Origin of the sequence: uncultured Succinatimonas sp. (genome assembly GCF_905203285.1) — a bacterium.
Taxonomy (GTDB): Bacteria; Pseudomonadota; Gammaproteobacteria; order Enterobacterales; family Succinivibrionaceae; genus Succinatimonas.
Genome location: NZ_CAJKVK010000014.1, coordinates 1 through 17,885, shown reverse-complemented (window position 1 = coordinate 17,885; position 17,885 = coordinate 1). Strand labels below are relative to the sequence as shown.

The 17,885-nt window shown below is 42.6% G+C and carries 17 protein-coding genes; 16 read left to right on the top strand and 1 reads right to left on the bottom strand.

Annotated features, from left to right (window positions below; all coding sequences use genetic code 11):
• Positions 1-246 precede the first annotated feature (246 nt).
• Positions 247-1,446: an AAA family ATPase gene (locus QZ019_RS02930; protein ID WP_295482148.1), complete on the top strand. Its 1,200-nt coding sequence runs from the start codon at positions 247-249 to the stop codon at positions 1,444-1,446.
• A gap of 56 nt (positions 1,447-1,502) precedes the next feature.
• Positions 1,503-1,916 (top strand): PD-(D/E)XK nuclease domain-containing protein, encoded by a 414-nt coding sequence (locus QZ019_RS02925; RefSeq protein WP_295482146.1) that lies wholly within the window; start codon positions 1,503-1,505, stop codon positions 1,914-1,916.
• Here the strand turns inward: QZ019_RS02925 and QZ019_RS02920 are convergent.
• Positions 1,913-2,779, bottom strand: coding sequence for a hypothetical protein (locus QZ019_RS02920; protein ID WP_294566239.1), 867 nt, complete (start codon positions 2,777-2,779; stop codon positions 1,913-1,915). The genes QZ019_RS02925 and QZ019_RS02920 overlap by 4 nt on opposite strands.
• A 214-nt stretch (positions 2,780-2,993) precedes the next feature.
• On the opposite strand from QZ019_RS02920, the gene QZ019_RS02915 reads away from it, so the two are divergent.
• From QZ019_RS02915 to QZ019_RS02850, 14 genes are all read left to right on the top strand, one after another.
• On the top strand, positions 2,994-3,335 hold the full coding sequence (locus tag QZ019_RS02915; protein WP_040909250.1) for a metalloregulator ArsR/SmtB family transcription factor: 342 nt from the start codon (positions 2,994-2,996) through the stop codon (positions 3,333-3,335).
• Between the two features lie 11 nt (positions 3,336-3,346).
• Positions 3,347-4,537, top strand: coding sequence for an aminotransferase class V-fold PLP-dependent enzyme (locus tag QZ019_RS02910; protein WP_295482144.1), 1,191 nt, complete (start codon positions 3,347-3,349; stop codon positions 4,535-4,537).
• Positions 4,538-4,551: 14 nt separating this feature from the next.
• Positions 4,552-5,892, top strand: a complete 1,341-nt coding sequence (locus QZ019_RS02905) for an aminopeptidase PepB (protein WP_295482142.1) — start codon at positions 4,552-4,554, stop codon at positions 5,890-5,892.
• 8 nt (positions 5,893-5,900) lie between these two features.
• Positions 5,901-6,308, top strand: coding sequence for a lysozyme inhibitor LprI family protein (locus tag QZ019_RS02900; RefSeq protein ID WP_295482140.1), 408 nt, complete (start codon positions 5,901-5,903; stop codon positions 6,306-6,308).
• A 9-nt stretch (positions 6,309-6,317) separates the two neighbouring features.
• Positions 6,318-7,046, top strand: a complete 729-nt coding sequence (locus tag QZ019_RS02895) for an NAD-dependent deacylase (protein WP_009143282.1) — start codon at positions 6,318-6,320, stop codon at positions 7,044-7,046.
• 157 nt (positions 7,047-7,203) lie between these two features.
• Positions 7,204-8,304, top strand: coding sequence for a 23S rRNA (adenine(2503)-C(2))-methyltransferase RlmN (rlmN, locus tag QZ019_RS02890; RefSeq protein WP_295482139.1), 1,101 nt, complete (start codon positions 7,204-7,206; stop codon positions 8,302-8,304).
• Positions 8,305-8,315: 11 nt separating this feature from the next.
• Positions 8,316-9,857: a helix-turn-helix domain-containing protein gene (locus QZ019_RS02885; protein ID WP_295482137.1), complete on the top strand. Its 1,542-nt coding sequence runs from the start codon at positions 8,316-8,318 to the stop codon at positions 9,855-9,857.
• A gap of 15 nt (positions 9,858-9,872) precedes the next feature.
• Positions 9,873-10,967: a flavodoxin-dependent (E)-4-hydroxy-3-methylbut-2-enyl-diphosphate synthase gene (gene ispG / locus QZ019_RS02880; RefSeq protein ID WP_295482135.1), complete on the top strand. Its 1,095-nt coding sequence runs from the start codon at positions 9,873-9,875 to the stop codon at positions 10,965-10,967.
• Positions 10,968-10,983: 16 nt separating this feature from the next.
• On the top strand, positions 10,984-12,264 hold the full coding sequence (gene hisS / locus QZ019_RS02875; protein WP_295482133.1) for a histidine--tRNA ligase: 1,281 nt from the start codon (positions 10,984-10,986) through the stop codon (positions 12,262-12,264).
• Between the two features lie 91 nt (positions 12,265-12,355).
• Positions 12,356-13,027, top strand: a complete 672-nt coding sequence (locus tag QZ019_RS02870) for a tetratricopeptide repeat protein (protein WP_295482131.1) — start codon at positions 12,356-12,358, stop codon at positions 13,025-13,027.
• A gap of 24 nt (positions 13,028-13,051) precedes the next feature.
• On the top strand, positions 13,052-14,740 hold the full coding sequence (bamB, locus tag QZ019_RS02865) for an outer membrane protein assembly factor BamB (RefSeq protein WP_295482130.1): 1,689 nt from the start codon (positions 13,052-13,054) through the stop codon (positions 14,738-14,740).
• Between the two features lie 128 nt (positions 14,741-14,868).
• Complete coding sequence (gene der / locus QZ019_RS02860) at positions 14,869-16,575, top strand: ribosome biogenesis GTPase Der (protein ID WP_295482128.1); 1,707 nt, start codon at positions 14,869-14,871, stop codon at positions 16,573-16,575.
• A 50-nt stretch (positions 16,576-16,625) separates the two neighbouring features.
• Complete coding sequence (locus tag QZ019_RS02855) at positions 16,626-17,117, top strand: GNAT family N-acetyltransferase (protein ID WP_295482127.1); 492 nt, start codon at positions 16,626-16,628, stop codon at positions 17,115-17,117.
• A gap of 273 nt (positions 17,118-17,390) precedes the next feature.
• Positions 17,391-17,789 (top strand): H-NS family nucleoid-associated regulatory protein, encoded by a 399-nt coding sequence (locus tag QZ019_RS02850; protein ID WP_294566205.1) that lies wholly within the window; start codon positions 17,391-17,393, stop codon positions 17,787-17,789.
• Positions 17,790-17,885: the final 96 nt, after the last annotated feature.

Here is a 17,885-nt window from a genome sequence, read left to right as displayed (position 1 = left end):
TAAATCAATAAAATAAAATTGCGTCTAAAAATACGCACCAAAATGGATCGTAAAAAAAACAGAAAATTTAATGTTTTTTAATGGATTTTGGAAAGCATTTTTCTGTAAGGAGGGTGGATTTGATAACAGTAAAAATTTATGAAATACAAATAATAAAATAAGGTGTTCTGTTTTTTGAAACATTGCGGTTATATATGTTACAGACTATACTGAAGTGTGTGTTTACTTTGGTATGAAGAATTAAATATGATTGATCTTGCCAAACTGCCATTAAGCATTACTTCATTTAGTAACTTTTGTGAAAGAAAGAAAATCTATATTGATAAAACGGATTTAGTCGCTAAATTGGCTCAATTTGATGCTCCGATTTTTTTATCCCGTCCGCGCAGATTTGGTAAATCGACATTAGTAAGCACTTTTCATGAGCTTTTCTCAAACGGTCTTGATAAGTTTCAGGGACTCAAAATTGTCACTGAAAACTTATGGAAAGATACGACTTATAAAGTCATACATTTGGATTTTTCAATAATAAAAGAGAGAGGAGAAAGATCTTTTGACCAATCTTTGCTTACGCAGTTAAAAATAACCTGCAAAGATTTACCGGAAATTACTGATTTAGCAGATAGCTCCAATACCTATTTGCAGTTTTTTCTAAAACAACAAAGCGATGCTAAATTTGTTTTATTGATTGATGAATATGACGCGCCTTTAACCGCGGTGATGGGGGATAAAGAGGAGTTTGAATCAAGAAGAAGAGTATTGTCAAACTTTTTCTCCACGATAAAAGCTTATTCGGGTAAATTTCGCTTTATTTTTATCACTGGAGTGACGCGCTATTCCAATACTTCAATATTCTCCGCCTTCAATAATATTGAAGATATAAGTTTTAATCCTGATTACGGCGCTATTGTTGGTTACACTCAAGCTGAGCTTGAGAGTTATTTTAAAGACTACATTGAATACGCGGCTAATGCGTTAAACAAAAAAGAAAAGACTGACAAATATACATATGAGCTTATTTTAGAAGAGCTCAAAAATAATTATGACGGCTATTCATTTGATGAAGAGTGTGAATGGCATGTTTATAACCCGTGGTCAATATTAAACTTTTTTAAAAACGCACAGCGCGGTTTTAAGCCCTATTGGCTTGAGACGGGCGGAGCGAAGCCGTCGCTTTTGGTAAATTATCTAAATACTTTTATTGATAAAAAAGTAAAGAAGACCGAGCTTGTCGATTATTTAAATCTTGAGTTTATAAAAAGGACCAACATCGCGGCATTATCTCCCACGATAACAAGTATTGAGGATGAGAATTTCCCGTTCTTTGCCATTTTGTATCAGGCAGGCTATTTCACGATTAAAGATCAAGCCTTTAACTACCTTAAAGTAGGACTTCCCAATCTTGAGGTAAAAAGGCGTTTGCCGAGCTTATCGTCGACAAATTAACGAATAAAACCGCATCGCAATTAAGTGATTGCTACGGTTTAACGATAAAGGCGGCCTTGGATGCGGGAGATTTTTCTGCGCTCAAGGATGAGTTCAACAAAATCTTAAACGAGTTTTCCTATGAAAGCGTAGTGAGCTTTAAAGAACACGCTTTTCGAGATGTTTACAAGGTGATGCTGCAGATTATAGGCTTTAATACTTATACTGAGTATCAGACGGCGCTGGGCAGAAGCGACTTATGTTTTGAAAATGACAGAAGACTTTATATCTGTGAGTTTAAAGTCATAGGCAAGGCAGATAATGTCCGAGAAAAACTTGAGGAAGCCAACGCGCAAATTAAGGAAAAGAAGTACGGATTAAGACTTACGAACAAAGAAGTGATCACGCTTGCGGTGGTCATTATCAATGAAAACAAGGATGAGACGCATCAAGCGATGCGCGAAGTGGCGGCAATTGAAGAAGTAAGTTAAATATAGAAACAAACAACTGACAACGTCATTAATAAAGAAAGAGTAACCTTAGTTTGCCATTTGGTTTTATGATCGATAATTTGCGCTTTGAAAAACAGCATGACTATAATTATGCCGAAAACACCGCGCAGCGATTGAATAATATTGCCTGAGATGACACCGCTTAAATTAAAGGCAATTACCATTAAAGTTGATGAAACGATCCAAGTTATAGCTACATATTTACAGTTATACATGTCGTTTAATTTGACTTTTTTGATAAAAGCACAGGGGATAAAGAAGACAAGTGCGGCAATATAGTTGTAAATATTAAGAATAATCGCCTGCTCTATAGGCGGTGCTTTAAAAGTTTTGGCAAGTGTTACTGTTGCGATATCGGCTAGAACATAGCAAAAACAGGCGGCGAAGATAAAAATTAAAGCTCTAATTCTTATTTGACCAGAAAGAGAGGAGAAGATCCACGATAACAACAAAATCGCGGTAATGGCAAAATATTGGTGCAGTTCAAAACTGTCGTGAAATAAAATCAATGATATTGCGGTCAGAATAGGTATCTTTAATACCAAAAGAGGAGAAACGATTGACGCGTCGCTTGAGCGCAGTGCCATAATCATAAAATATTGCGCCATTAAAAACGGAATGTTGATTTCTAACAGACCGAGAATAATCCGCCATTCAAAAAATTCGTAATACTTAAAGAAAATAAACGGCCAGAAAACGATAAACGCTATCGCAAGCTGTTCGGCGATAAGCATTCTAAAACCGTAGATATGATAAGAATCCTGACAACTTTTGGTTATCGCGTAGTTAAGTCCTTGTAAAACTGCTGCAATGATACTTGATATAACGCCGATTAAAAACATACTTGATGCTCGTGTGGAATATAGCGCTATTATAATTACAAGTGGACGTTTCGTTTATTCAAGCGTGATGTTTTAAATGGAATTTATAAAAAAACTGTAAATTTTTAAAAAGAAAAAGAATTTTTTCTTATCGCTTAATTTTAAATAAAGATAGTTGTTAAAATAATTGAACAATTGCTCAATAGATTTTGTGCTTAACGAAGAGATGATTAATATGAAGGAAAAAGAAAACAGTCGTGAAGAACTTATTGAAAGCGTTAAGTCGCAGATGCTCGCTCCTGACGACGTGGATGTTACCGCAGAGTTTTTTAAGGCATTAGCCGACCCTACAAGAATTAATATAGTAAATGCGCTGCAGATCCATGAATGGCTGTGCGTTACCGATCTTGCTGAAATTTTAGGAATGACCAAATCAGCTGTGTCTCATCAGTTATGCTATTTACGCTTAAATAATCTTGTGATGGTAAAACGAGAAGGACAGCGGGTTTATTATGCTTTATGCGATGAACACGTAGAAAAAGTTTTTGAAATGGCGATTTCTCATATTAAGGAGTAATAAAAATAAAAATGAATCGTCCTGTGTATATGGACTATGCTGCGGCTACTCCTCTTGATCCTCGCGTAGTAAAAGTGATGATGGATTGCCTGACGCTTGAAGGATCTTTTGCCAACCCTTCATCTAAAGATCACGTGTTTGGCTGGGAAGCTGCCGAGGCGGTTGAAAACGCAAGGGAGCAAGTGGCAAATTTAGTCGGATGTTCCCCTCTTGAAATTACTTTTACCTCAGGTGCTACCGAGAGTAACAATCTTGCCGTAATCGGTCTTGCCCGCGGTCTTAGACATAAAGGAGATCCGCGTCGGCACATCGTTACTTCCATGGTTGAACATAAAGCGGTGCTTGAGGGCTGTGAGTATCTTGAAAAATATGAAGGTTACACAGTTTCTTATATAAAACCGCATCAGGACGGCAGTATCGATCCTGAGCTTTTAGCTTCATATCTTACGGAAGATACGTTTTTGGTTTCTATTTGTCACGGCAACAGTGTGCTCGGTACGGTAAACGATATTCATGCCCTTGCTTTATTATGTAAGGATAAGGGAATTTATTTTCATACCGACTGCGCTCAGACGGCAGGATGGGAGAAAACGGATTTTGACCATTCCGCAATTTCCATGGCATCGCTTACCCCGGAGAAAATATACGGCCCCAAAGGCGTAGGTGCTTTATATATAAAGCGTGAAGCAAATGTGCCGGTTGAAGCCTTAATTTACGGCGGAGGTCAGGAGAAGGGCCTGCGCGGCGGTACTGTCGCGACGCATCAGGTTGCAGCCATGGGCAAGGCTTTTGAAATAATGGCAAAAGATGCCCAAAAGGACAAAGAACGTATTTTAAAGCTGCGCGAATATTTAGTTAATGAAATCAAAACCATAGACGGAGCGGTTATTAACGGCAACAGTTCTCATCATCTGCCCGGAATCATTTCCGCAAGTTTTGCCGGAATTGACGGGCGTATGCTGCTTCCGACCTTGTCGGGAATTGCCGCTTCAACCGGATCAGCTTGCTCTTCTGCCGAGTTAAAACCTTCTTATGTGCTAAAGGCGATAGGTCATAGCGATGAGCTTGCCCGCGCTTCGATTAGGTTGTCGCTGGGCCGCTTTACAACCGAAGAAGAGGTTAAACGGGTAGCGGAGGAGCTTAAGACCAAAGTTGCCGCCTTAAAAGCTTCAGGTAGTATGTGGCAGATAAAGAAAGATTAATTAAGGAAGGAAAAATGCCGAAAATTAAAGTAAGTTCAGTAAAGAACGTAAAAACAGATGATTTTATTCAGGTAAGACTTAAAGACGGAGAGGCTCCCAAGCCTTTTAATAAGAAGGCAAAGCTTGTTCCCGAAGGAAAAAACAGCGTAAGTCTTATGGTGAATAAGGAGAATTTTAGGTTTTATCAGGAAGCAGGCCGCAGTCTTTGCAATTTGGGAATTAATGACGCGTTAATTGACAGCGGTGACATTCCTTTGTCTGTTCTTGATGCCGTATGGCTGATTCAAGGTATGTATGACGGCAAGTTGGATATAAATATTGCATTTTCCTTAGAGAAAAAAGATTGCGATAAGGTTGCCAAGATCTCCGATTTAATTACCGATTTTCGTAAGCTTGCCGATTCTGATTCCAAGACGACCACACCTGAGTCTTTAGTTAAAGAAGTTTTTTCAAAAGTTAAGAAAGCAGCTGAGAAAAAGGGCGGGGAGGCAACGCTTAAATTAATCAAAAAAGGACATAAGGATTATCACGATTGCGTAGGATTGCAGGCAGTAGGCCGCGGCAGCGATAATTTGCCGTGCCTTGGCATAATTGACTATTTCCCAGAAGGGAAAAAAGATGATGACATTGAGATTTCCCTTGTGGGTAAAGGCATTACCTTTGATTCAGGCGGTTATGACATTAAACCTCCTTCGTACATGTCCTCCATGCATTCAGATAAATCGGGGGCCGTATATTTGGGCGGAGCTTTGACTCTGGCTATTTTGCAGGGACTTAAAAAGCGCGTCCGTCTTTATTTGTGCTGTGCAGAAAACATGCTTTCAGGCAATTCGATGCTGCCAGGCGACATCATTTCTTATCCTAACGGCGTTAAAGTTGAAATCGGCAATACCGATGCCGAAGGCCGTCTGGTGCTTGCCGACGCTTTGATTCATGCCTGCAAGGCAAAAAGTAAATTTATTCTTGATGCCGCAACTTTGACCGGAGCTGCCAAAGTGGCGGTAGGACGTGAGATGTGCGCGGCTTTTACTCCGTCAAACGAGCTTCCTTTAGATTTACAAAACGCATTTAAAGATTCGATGGAAGAATTGTGGCTTTTGCCGATGCGTCCTTATTTCAAGCGTTTTATTTTAAGTAAGCGCGCTGACATTTCAAATTCAGGATCAGGAGACGGGAATCCCGGAGCAAGTTCGGCAGCCGAGTTTTTGCATTGCTTTGTAGAAAAGGATATTCCGTGGGTACATCTTGATTTGGCTTGCGCTTATCAAAAAGAAGGATCTGCTTTTTATGCGCCGGGAGCTACCGGAGCTACTATTTTATCGATAGCTCAATTTTTAAGCGGCAAGAAGTATTAGGGGCGTATATGAAATTAACAGGAGTTTTAGCAATAGCTTCCGTGTTCGTCTTCAGCTTTACTGCTGTTGCTGATGAGGAGTTATCTCCGGGCTATAATGCCTGTATGGCGGCATCAGGAGGTGTTACCGTTCAAATGCGTAAATGTCAAAATGATGCTTTTATTTATTTGGACGGCAAGCTTAACAAGATTTACAAGCAGGCAATGCTGTCTTGCAATGATGACGGAGATCCTAAGGCTTGCAAGAATACTATATTAAAAATGCAGCGCGCCTGGATAAAGTATAAGGAAGCTACTGTTGATTATTTATTTATGGCATTGGGCGACGGCACTTTAACCCCGGTAGTTGTTGATGATTTTGTTAATCAGACGACAAAAGAGCAGGTAAAAAAACTTGAGCTGATGCTAAACAGGTAAGAAATAAGCATGAGATATCAAAACATAGTTATTTTGACGGGAGCCGGAGTTTCAGCAGAGTCCGGAATTCCCGTGTTTCGCTCTGAGGACGGGTTGTGGGAACATCACAATGTTGAAGATGTCGCAACCTATGAAGGTTTTCTGCGCAATAAGACTTTAGTGCATGAGTTTTATAACAAAATGCGACTTTCATTGCCGACCAAAAAGCCAAATGCGGCGCATAAAGCGATAGCGCATTTACAGACAGAGTGGCAAAAACAAGGAGGGGAAGTTTTTCTTGTTACGCAGAATATTGATGATTTGCATGAAAGAGCCGGAAGTAAGCAAGTTTGTCATATGCACGGTGAACTTTTAAAAATGCTGTGTGAAAACTGTCATTCTTCTTTTCCTTTTTCAGGGGCAAGTTCGGTTAAAAGCGAGTGTCCTTATTGTAAGCATCAGTCTTTACGTCCTGACATCGTATGGTTCGGTGAGATGCCGTATGATATGGATGAAATTTACGCAAAGCTTGTAAAGTGCGAGTTGTTTTTAGCTGTCGGTACGTCAGGAGTGGTTTATCCGGCGGCGGGTTTTTGTCAGATAGCTGCAGGAGCCGGTGCCGTATGTGTTGAGTTTAATCTTGAGAAAAGCTTGACCGCTTCAAATTTTACTTACGGAATTTACGGTAAAGCCGGAGAAACCGTAAGCAAGTTTACCGAGTATCTTTTAGGAACCGGAAAACTCCTTAACTTTAATTAAAATTTTTTAAACTTTCACGCATTGCGCTGCGTGAGGTTTTTAAGTTTAAACAGCTCTTGTCTTTGCGGATATCCCGTTAAAGAAAAACATACGATCCTGCTATAATGTATTATTTAAATTTTTAAGAAAAATCTATATTTTTTGAGTACTTGTTTAAATGTCGGAAACTCGCATCAATTTAATGAATTTAGGCGTTGATGAGCTCAAAGATTTTGCTGTTTCTTTAGGTGAAAAACCGTTTCGCGCCACCCAGTTTTTAAAATGGATTTATCAATACGGTGTAACCGATTTTGATTTAATGACTAATATCAAAAAAGATTTACGGGAGAAATTAAAAGAAATCGCGTGCATCAAAGCCCCTGAAATAGTAACGGAACAGCGTTCAAGTGACGGTACCGTGAAATGGGCTCTTGACATAGGTGACGGACAGTTGGTCGAAACAGTCCTAATCCCTGAAGAAGGCCGCAATACTTTGTGTATTTCCACTCAAGTGGGATGTCCGGTCAAATGCGCTTTTTGTCGCACCGGAGCTTCGGGGTTTAACCGCAATTTAAGCGTTAGCGAGATCATAGGTCAGGTTTGGAGAGCCGCATCTTGTGTGGGTTTTTCTCAAAATGAAGAGCAAAAACCGATTTCAAATGTCGTGATGATGGGTATGGGCGAGCCTTTATACAATGTTGAGGCCGTGCTGAAAGTAACCGAGATTTTGTTAAACGATAATGCTTTTGCCCTGTCAAAGCGCCGCGTCACGATTTCTACATCAGGAGTCGCTCCCATCATTGATAAAATCGCCGGCAAAGTCGACGTGGCTTTGGCATTGTCACTGCATGCGCCTAATGATGAATTAAGGGATGTCCTCGTGCCCCTTAATAAAAAATATAAAATTGATGTGGTGTTAAAAAGCGTGCGTAATTATTTGTCAAAATCTAACGCCAATTGCGGAAAAGCCACGATTGAGTATGTGCTTTTGGATCATATTAATGATTCTACCGATCAGGCTGAAGAGCTTGCCCGTCTTTTAAAAGATACGCCGTGCAAAATTAATTTAATTCCGTTTAATCCCCATGAACAATCGGAATTCAAGCGCCCCTCAAATAGTAGGGTTGACCGTTTTTATAAGGTGTTAACCGGTCACGGTTATACCGTTATGACCAGAACCACCAGAGGTGATGATATCGCCGCAGCCTGCGGACAACTTGCAGGTCAGGTTAAAGATAAAATCGCCAAAACCCGTATTACTGCCGCTAATATTTCATAAAGGATGAAAAAATGGATAATAAGTCGCATTCATCTATACCTCAGGGTCTTCGCAATCATTCAGGCTCTTTTAAAGCCGATCCTGTAGAAAAAGAAGAAGCAGCGGTTAAGTCATCCGCAAAGCCACAAGCAGATAAGTCTTCTCACCGTGAGGATTTTAGGAATAATTTTTACGGGGACGAGCATCGTTTCGGCGGTAATTTAACTCATAACGGTGACGATCCGGATAAGGTTCCGGTGGTTCCGTCCTTATCGGATGATGAAGTTCCCAATCTTCCCGGCTCTATTTTAAAGCATGCCCGTGAGATGTTAGGTCTGTCGCAGCGCGAGATAGCTTTGCGCCTTAAGTTAAGAGTCAATACCATTAGCGATATCGAGCACGATCGCCTGACCCAGCCTACGGCGGCTCCTTTTGCCCGCGGATATATCGCTGATTATGCAAGATTGGTTAATATTGATCCTAAAGCCGTTGTGGATCTTTACAATCACAATGTGCTTGAAGCGGCGGAAATGGCAAAAAATCAAAGCAAAGTTGCGGCCAAAAAACGCGCAGCGGCACTTACTGCCGAGCCTAAGGTCGAAATGACCGAAGAGGCGAAGGAAGCTTCCGCAGAATCTGCATCTCCTTCTCAAGAGATACCTGCCATTAACGCCGTTAATAATGATGAAGGCAAAAGCAATAAGGGAATGCTGGTAAAGCTTGGTGCCGTTCTTTTGGCTCTTTTGCTTATCATTGCCGCGGTTTGGCTGTTTATGTCTGATGACGCAAAGCAAAGCGGAACTTCAGGTACCGTTACCGTTAATGAATCTATTGCCACAGAGCAGGATAATAACGCTTCATCAGGTGAGCTAATTATTGATGATGCCTCTTCTGAAACGGCAACTGCGGAGGACGGTTATCAGGATTTATTAAACGCCCCTGCAGAAGATCCTTTTGCCGATAAAGCAAGTGTTAAAGAAAATCCTGCCGAGGAATTATTGATAAGCTCAAGTCCTGCTGCAGATAAATCATCACCTGCAGAAACTTCAGGCAAGACTTCAAATGACATGGAGCTTGTCGTTGCCCCTTCTCCTTCTAAGGTAGATGACGCAGCCGCGGCAGCTAAAGAAGAGGCCTTAAAAGCGAAGCAGGCAGCAGAAGAAAAGCTTAAGCAAGAGCAGGCAAAATTAAAGCGCGAAGCTGAGGAAAAATTAAAGCAGGAAGCCTTGAAGAAAGAAGAAGAGGCAAAGGCAGCTGCAGCACAAGCACCGAAGCTTAGCGGCAATCTGCGTGATATCAGCTCTTCAGCCAAGCTGCGCGGCAGAGAGGGTCTTGCTTCTTTAAACAATGTTTCAGTAAGAGTTAAAGCTCCTGTTTCTTTGAAGATAACAGACAGCCGCGGCAAGGTTTTGGTAAGCGGTTCTTATAAGGCGGGCGACAGAGTTTCCGCTACCGGTATTCCTCCGCTTAAAGTTTCGGTTACCGATACGTCAAGCGTTACCGTCAACTACATGGGCGGAACCATTGCCGTACCTGCAGCCAAGCAGGCATCATTCACTTTGCCCAATCGTTAGGAGTAAAAGAGAAAAATGGAATGGCAGGCTCCTAAAATCGTAAGGCGCAAATCAAGACGCATTATGGTAGGCTCCGTGCCGGTAGGTGACGGAGCTCCGATTTCGGTACAGAGCATGACTTCTACCGATACTCTTGATGTCGAGGCTACAGTAAAGCAGGTTCTTGATCTTGAAAACGTCGGGGCGGATATAGTAAGAATTTCGGTTCCGTCAATGGAAGCCGTGGACGCTTTTTCGCAGATTGCAAAAAGAGTGCATGTTCCTTTGGTCGCCGATATTCATTTTGACTATAAGATTGCCGTGGCCGTTGCTCAAAACGGTGCAGCGGCTTTACGCATTAATCCTGGTAATATCGGTTCAAGGGAAAAAGTCGAAGCGGTATGCCGTGCCGCCCAGGATCACGGATTGCCTATTCGCGTGGGTGTAAACTCAGGCTCTCTTGATAAAGACATAATTCAAAAATACGGCGCTCCCACGCCTCAGGGCATGGTGGAGGCGGCGCTGCGTTCTGCCGATATTTTAGATTCTCATCAATTTTATGATTACGCTTTTTCGGTTAAGGCTTCCGAGCTTAATTTATGCGTTGCGGCATATGAAGAGTTAGCGGTAAAAACTGACGCTCCGCTGCATCTTGGCATTACTGAAGCAGGCGGTCTTACCGGCGGTACGGTTTTATCTTCAATCGGAATTTCCTGGCTGTTAAAGCAAGGTATCGGTGATACCCTGCGCGTATCCTTGGCAGCTGATCCTGTTGAGGAAATCAAGGTCGGCTGGGCAATTTTAAAGAGTATGCATCTGCGTTCCCGCGGCGTGGATATCGTTGCCTGCCCTACTTGCGCAAGACGCGGTATTGATGTCGTAAATACCGTAAAAGAGCTTGAATCCCGTTTAAGCGATATTCGCAAGAGCGTTAAAATTGCCGTTATGGGATGCGTGGTCAACGGCCCGGGTGAGGCATTGCATGCCGATGTCGCAGTGTGCGGCGGCGGAAACGGTAAATGCCTGGTCTATGAAGACGGCAAACTTATGGGTAAAATATCAGCAAATGACGTAGTGTCAGTGCTTGAATCAAGAGTTCGAGCCCGTGTCAGTGCGGAAAATCAGAAATAAAAATTAGGAAAAGTTAATGGCATTAAGCGTACAAGCCGTAAGAGGCATGAATGATTTGCTGCCTGAGGATACTTCAGTTTGGCAGCAGGTTGAATCTATTTTGCGTGAAACCGTGGCATCATTCGGTTACAGTGAAGTTCGTCTGCCGATTTTGGAAAAGACCCCGTTATTTTGCCGCGCAATCGGTGAAGTGACCGACGTGGTCGAAAAGGAAATGTATACCTTTGAAGATCGCTCGGGAGAAATGCTGTCCTTGCGCCCTGAAGGTACCGCGGGCTGCGTGCGTGCCTGTCTTGAGCACAATCTTATTTATAATCAGGAACAGCGCCTTTGGTATATGGGACCGATGTTTCGTCATGAGCGTCCGCAGAAGGGACGTTATCGCCAGTTCCATCAGCTTGGCGTAGAGATTTTCGGTTTAAAAGGACCTGATATCGATGCTGAAATCATCATGCTTACCCATGCTTTATGGAAAAAGCTCGGAATTGCCGATGATCTTTCTTTGGAGCTTAATACTTTGGGCACTAAAGAAGAGCGCAAAGCTTTTCGTGATGAGCTTGTTTCTTATCTTGAGGCTCATTTTGACGAGCTTGACGAAGACAGCAAGAGAAGAACACACACCAATCCCCTGCGCGTTTTGGACAGTAAAGATCCTAAAGTAGGAGAGGTGTTAAAAGGCGCTCCTAAACTTAGCGATCATTTCGGTGAAGAAACCAAAGCGCATTTTGAAGGCTTAAAAGAGCTGCTTGACGCTGCCGGTATCAAGTACACAATTAATGATCGCCTGGTTAGAGGTCTTGATTATTACAATTTAACCGTATTTGAGTGGGTTACTACCGCATTAGGTGCTCAAGGCACCGTTTGCGGCGGCGGTCGTTATGACGGCCTTGTCGAGGAACTCGGCGGCACTGCAACTCCGGCAGTAGGCTTCGGCATGGGACTTGAGCGCCTGATGCTTCTTTTAGTAACTTTAGGCAAGGTAAAAGCTAAACCCGGCGTTGACGTTTATATCGTAGGCAGCGGGGAGAACAGCGCTAAAGAACAAGCGATGACCGCTTTAAAGCTGCGTGAGGCTTTGCCCGGCGTTCGCATTATGAATCATTGCGGCGGCGGTAACTTCAAGCGCCAGTTTAAACGTGCCGATAAAGTCGGGGCAAAAGTGGCTGTGGTTTTAGGTGAGGCTGAAATCGCATCCGGAACTTTGGGCATTAAGGATTTGCGTAACGAAGGTTCTCAGCAGGAATATGATTTTGCCGGAGCCGTGGCGGCTATATTAAAGCTGCTGCAAAAAGAATAAAAGTTAAGCGCAGTCGCTTTTCCTGCGTGAAAGATTGCTCTTTTCCATGTAAACTTAAAATTTAAGAATAAAAAAGTAAAAGGAACAAATAATGGACGTATTAACCGACGATCATGAGAGAGAAGAGGTTGTCAAAAAATGGTGGCATGAATACTGGAAGCCTATCGCATTGGGCGTGGTTATCGCTCTTGGCGGTCTTATCGGCTTCAGACAGTATCAGTCTTATGAGTTAGGCAAGTCCCAGGAACAGGCTCTTGCGGTTTATCAGCTGCAGGAAAAGTTAAATGCCCAAGGTCTTGACGCAATTTCCGATGCTCAGAAATTTATCGCCGAGAACGATAATGTTTACGGAGCTCTGGTTGCTCTTGACGTAGCAACTTTACAGATGACCGAAGATAAATTTACTGACGCTGCCGCCACTTTGGAGAAAGCGGCTTCAAGCGGCGGAGATTTATTAAAGCCTGCCGTAACTTTGACGCTTGCTCGTCTGCAGGCGCAAAACCAGGAATATGATAAGGCGGTAAATACAGCCAATTCCGTGACCTCTGAAGCTTACGCTTTAGAAAAATCCGAGGTTTTAGGTGATATTTATATGGCATCAGGCGATCGCCTTAAGGCTCATGATGCATATAAAAACGCTATTGAGTTGTGCAAGAACAAAAAGCTGCCGATTAACGGTATTTTGCAGATGAAGTTTGACAATCTTATTGCCGCAGGCGATACCCCGGCATTTAGGGAAATGTCAGCTTTACAGCAGCAATAAGAAATGTTTGGGCGGATGATGAATATGTCGAAAATTAAATCTTTGGCGTTAATTCCTTTGGTGGCCGGAGTGCTTTTCGGGTGCTCGGGCAATGAGGATTTATATGCTCCGGTGGAAGCTCCGGAAATTGAAAGTCGTTTTGATATCGATAAATTATGGTCATCATCCGTAGGCGGAGTCGGTGATTTTTATTCCCAGCTCTCTCCTGCTTTTTCCGGCGGCATAATATACGCGGCAGGGCGTGACGGAGATGTCTACGCTTATGATGCCGTTTCAGGCGATCGCATTTGGCATACCGATCTTGATGATGAGGAAGAAAATGATGATCGCAGATCCGCCCGTCTTGCCGGCGGTGTAACCGTTTATGCTGGAAAGCTGGCAATCGGCTCCGAAAACGGCTATATCTACGTTTTAAATGCTAAAGACGGATCTTTATTGTGGAAAGATTTTGTCGGCGGCGAAGTTATTGCCAAACCCGCTTTTGCAAAAAGCGGTACTGCATTGTTCGTGCTTGATTCCCGCGGCAGGCTTACTTCATACTCAAGCGATGACGGCAGCGTGAATTGGGAGTCGGGAGACGCATTGACCGATTTGCGCCTTAGAAGTCAGTCGGATCCTTTGGTGATCGGCGATGAATACGTGCTTTTAGGTCAAAGCAACGGTAAAGTTAACGTGATTTTGCAAAGCACGGGATCTATCGTCAATCAGATTGACGTAGGTGAGCCGTACGGCGCTAACGCTCTAGAACGCGTAGCTGACGTTTCGGCAACTCCGCTTGTCATCGGATCTACTCTCTATTCCATTTCATATGGCGGCGGACTCGTGCAGTATTCGTTTGAAAACAATCAGGTTTTGTCGCGTCTTAATTATCAAAGCTCTAAAGATTTAGCAATTGATGACAGTTCTATCGTCATCGTCGGTGATAACGGACATGTTTATTGTTTAAACCGTTCGGATAATAGTGAGCGTTGGGTCAATACCGTTTTGACTTACCGTTCGGTTTCAGCTCCGGCTATCTATGGGGATTATGTCGTCGTAGGCGATCTTGACGGTTATTTATACTTCATGTCCTTAAATGACGGTACTATCGTTTGTCAGCACGAGGTCGATGACAGCGCTATCTACACCGCACCGCTCGTTGCTGACGGAAATTTATATGTAAGTACCCGTGACGGCGATTTGACTGCATACAAATACGATCCTAACGGTAATGCCATGGTTAAGGAGCTTGCCGTAAACGAGCTTTTGGATTATGCGGGAGTTGCCGTTAATATGGCCCGCCCCGGTGTCGGTGAGGGCGGTATTTACGCACCTTCCGTCATGGATAAGGAACAGCTGCAGGCACGCCGTGCCGCAATTTTGCGTGCCGCTGCCGAAGCTGAAGCCCGTCAGAAGGCCGCAATTGCGGCTCAAAGACGCGCCTATGAAGAACGCAGGCGCGCATATGAGGCACAAAAACGTGCCTATGAAGAACGCGTGCGTGAATATAAAGCAAGAGTTGCCGCTTATGAAGAAGAGCAAAGACGCCGTCTGTCAGGCTTCGGCTTGATGCCGGGCGTAAAGAGCAATGCCGATGCCGTTCCTGAAGAGCCGGCTCCTGAAGCTCCAAAGGCTCCTGAAGTAAGCGCACCAGAAACTCCGGTTCAGGATGTTCCTGAAATGAATATGCCAAAGGAAAATCCTGAAGAAAAAGCTTCAGGTTTCGGCCTTTAATTAAGTTTTTTGAAGTGCAGCCGCCGTCATCGGCGGCTTTAGTGTATCTATTCTTTTCTATTTCGGCATGGTCAGCCGTTTTTTTTACCTTCGAAAGAGGAAAAGACCCTTACTTAAGAGGATCTGAAATGAAAGTTGTGGCTTTGGTAGGTTGCCCTAATGTAGGTAAATCTACTTTATTCAATCGTTTAACCAAGACCCGTGATGCTTTGGTGGCGGATTTTCCGGGATTAACCCGTGATCGTAAATACGGACGTGCTTTATTTGACGGCAGAGAATATATCGTTATTGATACGGGCGGTATTGCAAAGGATGCCGAGCAGCCTTCCGATTTGACTTCAAAAATGACCGAGCAGGCACTTTTGGCCATCGAGGAATGCGATTTAGTTCTTTTCATGGTGGATGCAAGAGCCGGAATTATGCCCGGTGATTATCAGGTAGCTGAATATATCCGTAAATCAGGAAAGAAGTGCGCTGTTGTTGCCAATAAAATCGACGGACTTGATCCGGATATTGCCGGTACCGAATTTTACGGCCTGGGATTGGGCGAAGTCCATCAAATCGCCGCCGCTCACGGACGCGGCGTTCAAATTTTAATTGAAGATGTGATTGCTCCCGTGCTGCGTGAAGAGGGTCCGCTTGAGAGCGATTTGCCTGAGGTTCCTGAAGGAGAAGATCCGGAAGGGTATATCTGGGAACACGGTTATGAGTTTTTGGAAAACGTTCCTGCAGAAAAGAATGCCGGCGGATTTGACTGGTATGCTTTTCGTGAAAAGCAGCGCGGTCTGCAGCATACCGATGATGAAGCGGAAAAAGCGGCAGAGCAGACTCCGTTTGCCGATTTGCCGATAAAATTTGCCTTGGTCGGAAAGCCTAACGTAGGAAAATCAACTCTTACTAACCGTCTTTTAGGTGAAGATCGCGTGGTGGTTTGCGATATGCCGGGAACCACTCGTGATTCCATCTATATTCCGTTAGAGCGTGAGCATAAAAAATATATCGTTATAGATACCGCCGGTGTGCGTAAGCGCCGCAAGGTATCGGAAGCAATTGAGAAGTTCTCAATCGTAAAGACTTTAAAAGCTATTGAAGATTGTAATGTCGCCGTACTGGTTATCGATGCGCGTGAGAATATTACCGATCAGGATCTGTCGCTTTTAGGCTTTATTTTGGACTCAGGAAGATCGCTTGTTATCGCGGTTAATAAATGGGACGGTCTTTCTAAGGAATATAAGGATGACATAAGACGTGAGCTTAATCTGCGTTTAGGCTTTGTTGATTTTGCCCGCGTCCACTTTATTTCGGCACTTCACGGTACCGGTGTCGGTAATATTTTTGACTCCATTGATGAAGCTTATGAGTCGGCGACGCGCCGTAACTCTTCTGCCACTTTAAATCGTGTTTTGCAGGCGGCGGTTCAAGAGCATGAACCTCCTATTTCAGGAGGAAGGCGTATTAAGCTTAAATATGCGCACGCAGGCGGATATAATCCTCCGCGCATTGTCATTCACGGCAATAAGGTATCTAAGATGCCTGATGCGTATAAACGCTATTTAATTAATTGCTATCGTAAAGCGCTTAACATTATGGGAACACCGGTTATTTTGGAGTTTAAGGAAGGCATTAATCCTTTTGCTAATGAAAAGCCGGTACAAAAGCGTCTTACTCAATCCAAGTTAAGAGAACAAAAGCGCCAGGCTGAAACCGAGCGTCGTTATGAAAGAGCGGCAAAGCGTAAGGAAAATGAGAAAAAACGCCTTATCGAAAAGGCTAAAAAGAGCGGAGAGGGCATTGTCCTGTCAGCTGTCGCCAAGAAAAAGAAAAAAACTAAATAATAAGTGAAAATAAGGCCCGGTAAGGGCCTTATTTATATCGGAGATGACACATGCAAGTTGAAATTTTGCCTTTTAAAAGCAGTTACTTAAAAGGTGCGTTAAACGTGTGGAATGAAGTAGTTCTTGAGGGTAAAGCTTTTCCTCAAACTGAAGTTCTTAATGAGAAAACCGGCTATGACTTTTTTATGGCGCAGTCTTTTTCCGGAGTTGCGGTTGAGAAAACAACTAATGAAGTAGTAGGAGTATATATTCTTCATCCGAATAATGTAGGAAGATGTTCTCATATATGTAATGCAAGTTATGCCGTAAAATTGGAATTGCGCGGCAATCGTATAGGGAAAATGCTGGTTACTGACTGTATAGAAAAGGCACGGGAATTATCTTTTAGAATTTTGCAGTTTAATGCGGTTGTAGCTTCAAATAAGAGAGCATTGGCTTTATATGAAAGTTTAGGCTTTATTCGTCTTGGTATCCCTCCGGGAGGTTTTTTAAATAAGGATAATGTTTATGAGGATATAATTCCGCATTATCTTATTTTGTAATTTATTTTACGAAATATAAAATACGCTAATAAAAACTGAATTAAATATATTCATTTGTAATGCAATGCATTGGTAATAAATAAAGTATTTTAAGTAATCATTTAATAAAAATTATTGGTTATTTGATTAAAAGATAATTAAAGTATTTTTATTAAAGACACTTAATATAAAACGCTTGAATTTTATTAATAATGTTTGTATAAATGACAATACAGCAGATTGAGTTCAATCTTCTAGAATTTTATTTCATGGTTTGTTTGTACAGGTAAGTGTATGGAATTAAATATTCGTAATCTTTCTAATTCCCGTTTTATTAAGAGTGCAATTAAGGGTGCAACTTTTGAGCAGCTTAATACTATTCGTGAAAAGGTAAACTTTGTTGTTGAAAGCTTGATTGAAGACGCAAAAGCTCAGGAAGAAGAAGCAAAAGCTCGTCTTGATAAGATTGCTAAGATTAAAGAAGACTTATTAAGCCAGGGTTTAACTATTGAAGACTTGGTTTCTTTGGAGCCTGCTAAGGTAAATAAGGGTAGAAAGTTCCCGCCTAAATATCGCTTTACCGATGAAAACGGTCAGGAGCGTACCTGGTCAGGTCAGGGTGCAAGACCCCGCGCTTTACAGAAACTTTTAAATGAAGGTCATAGCCTTGAAAGTTTCTTAATTCACGATTAATAAAATGTTAGGGCGCGAAAAGCGCCTTAATTATTTTCTGCAGAATATATTAGAACGTAATTAATTAGTTCATTGATCCATCAATATATTAAGACT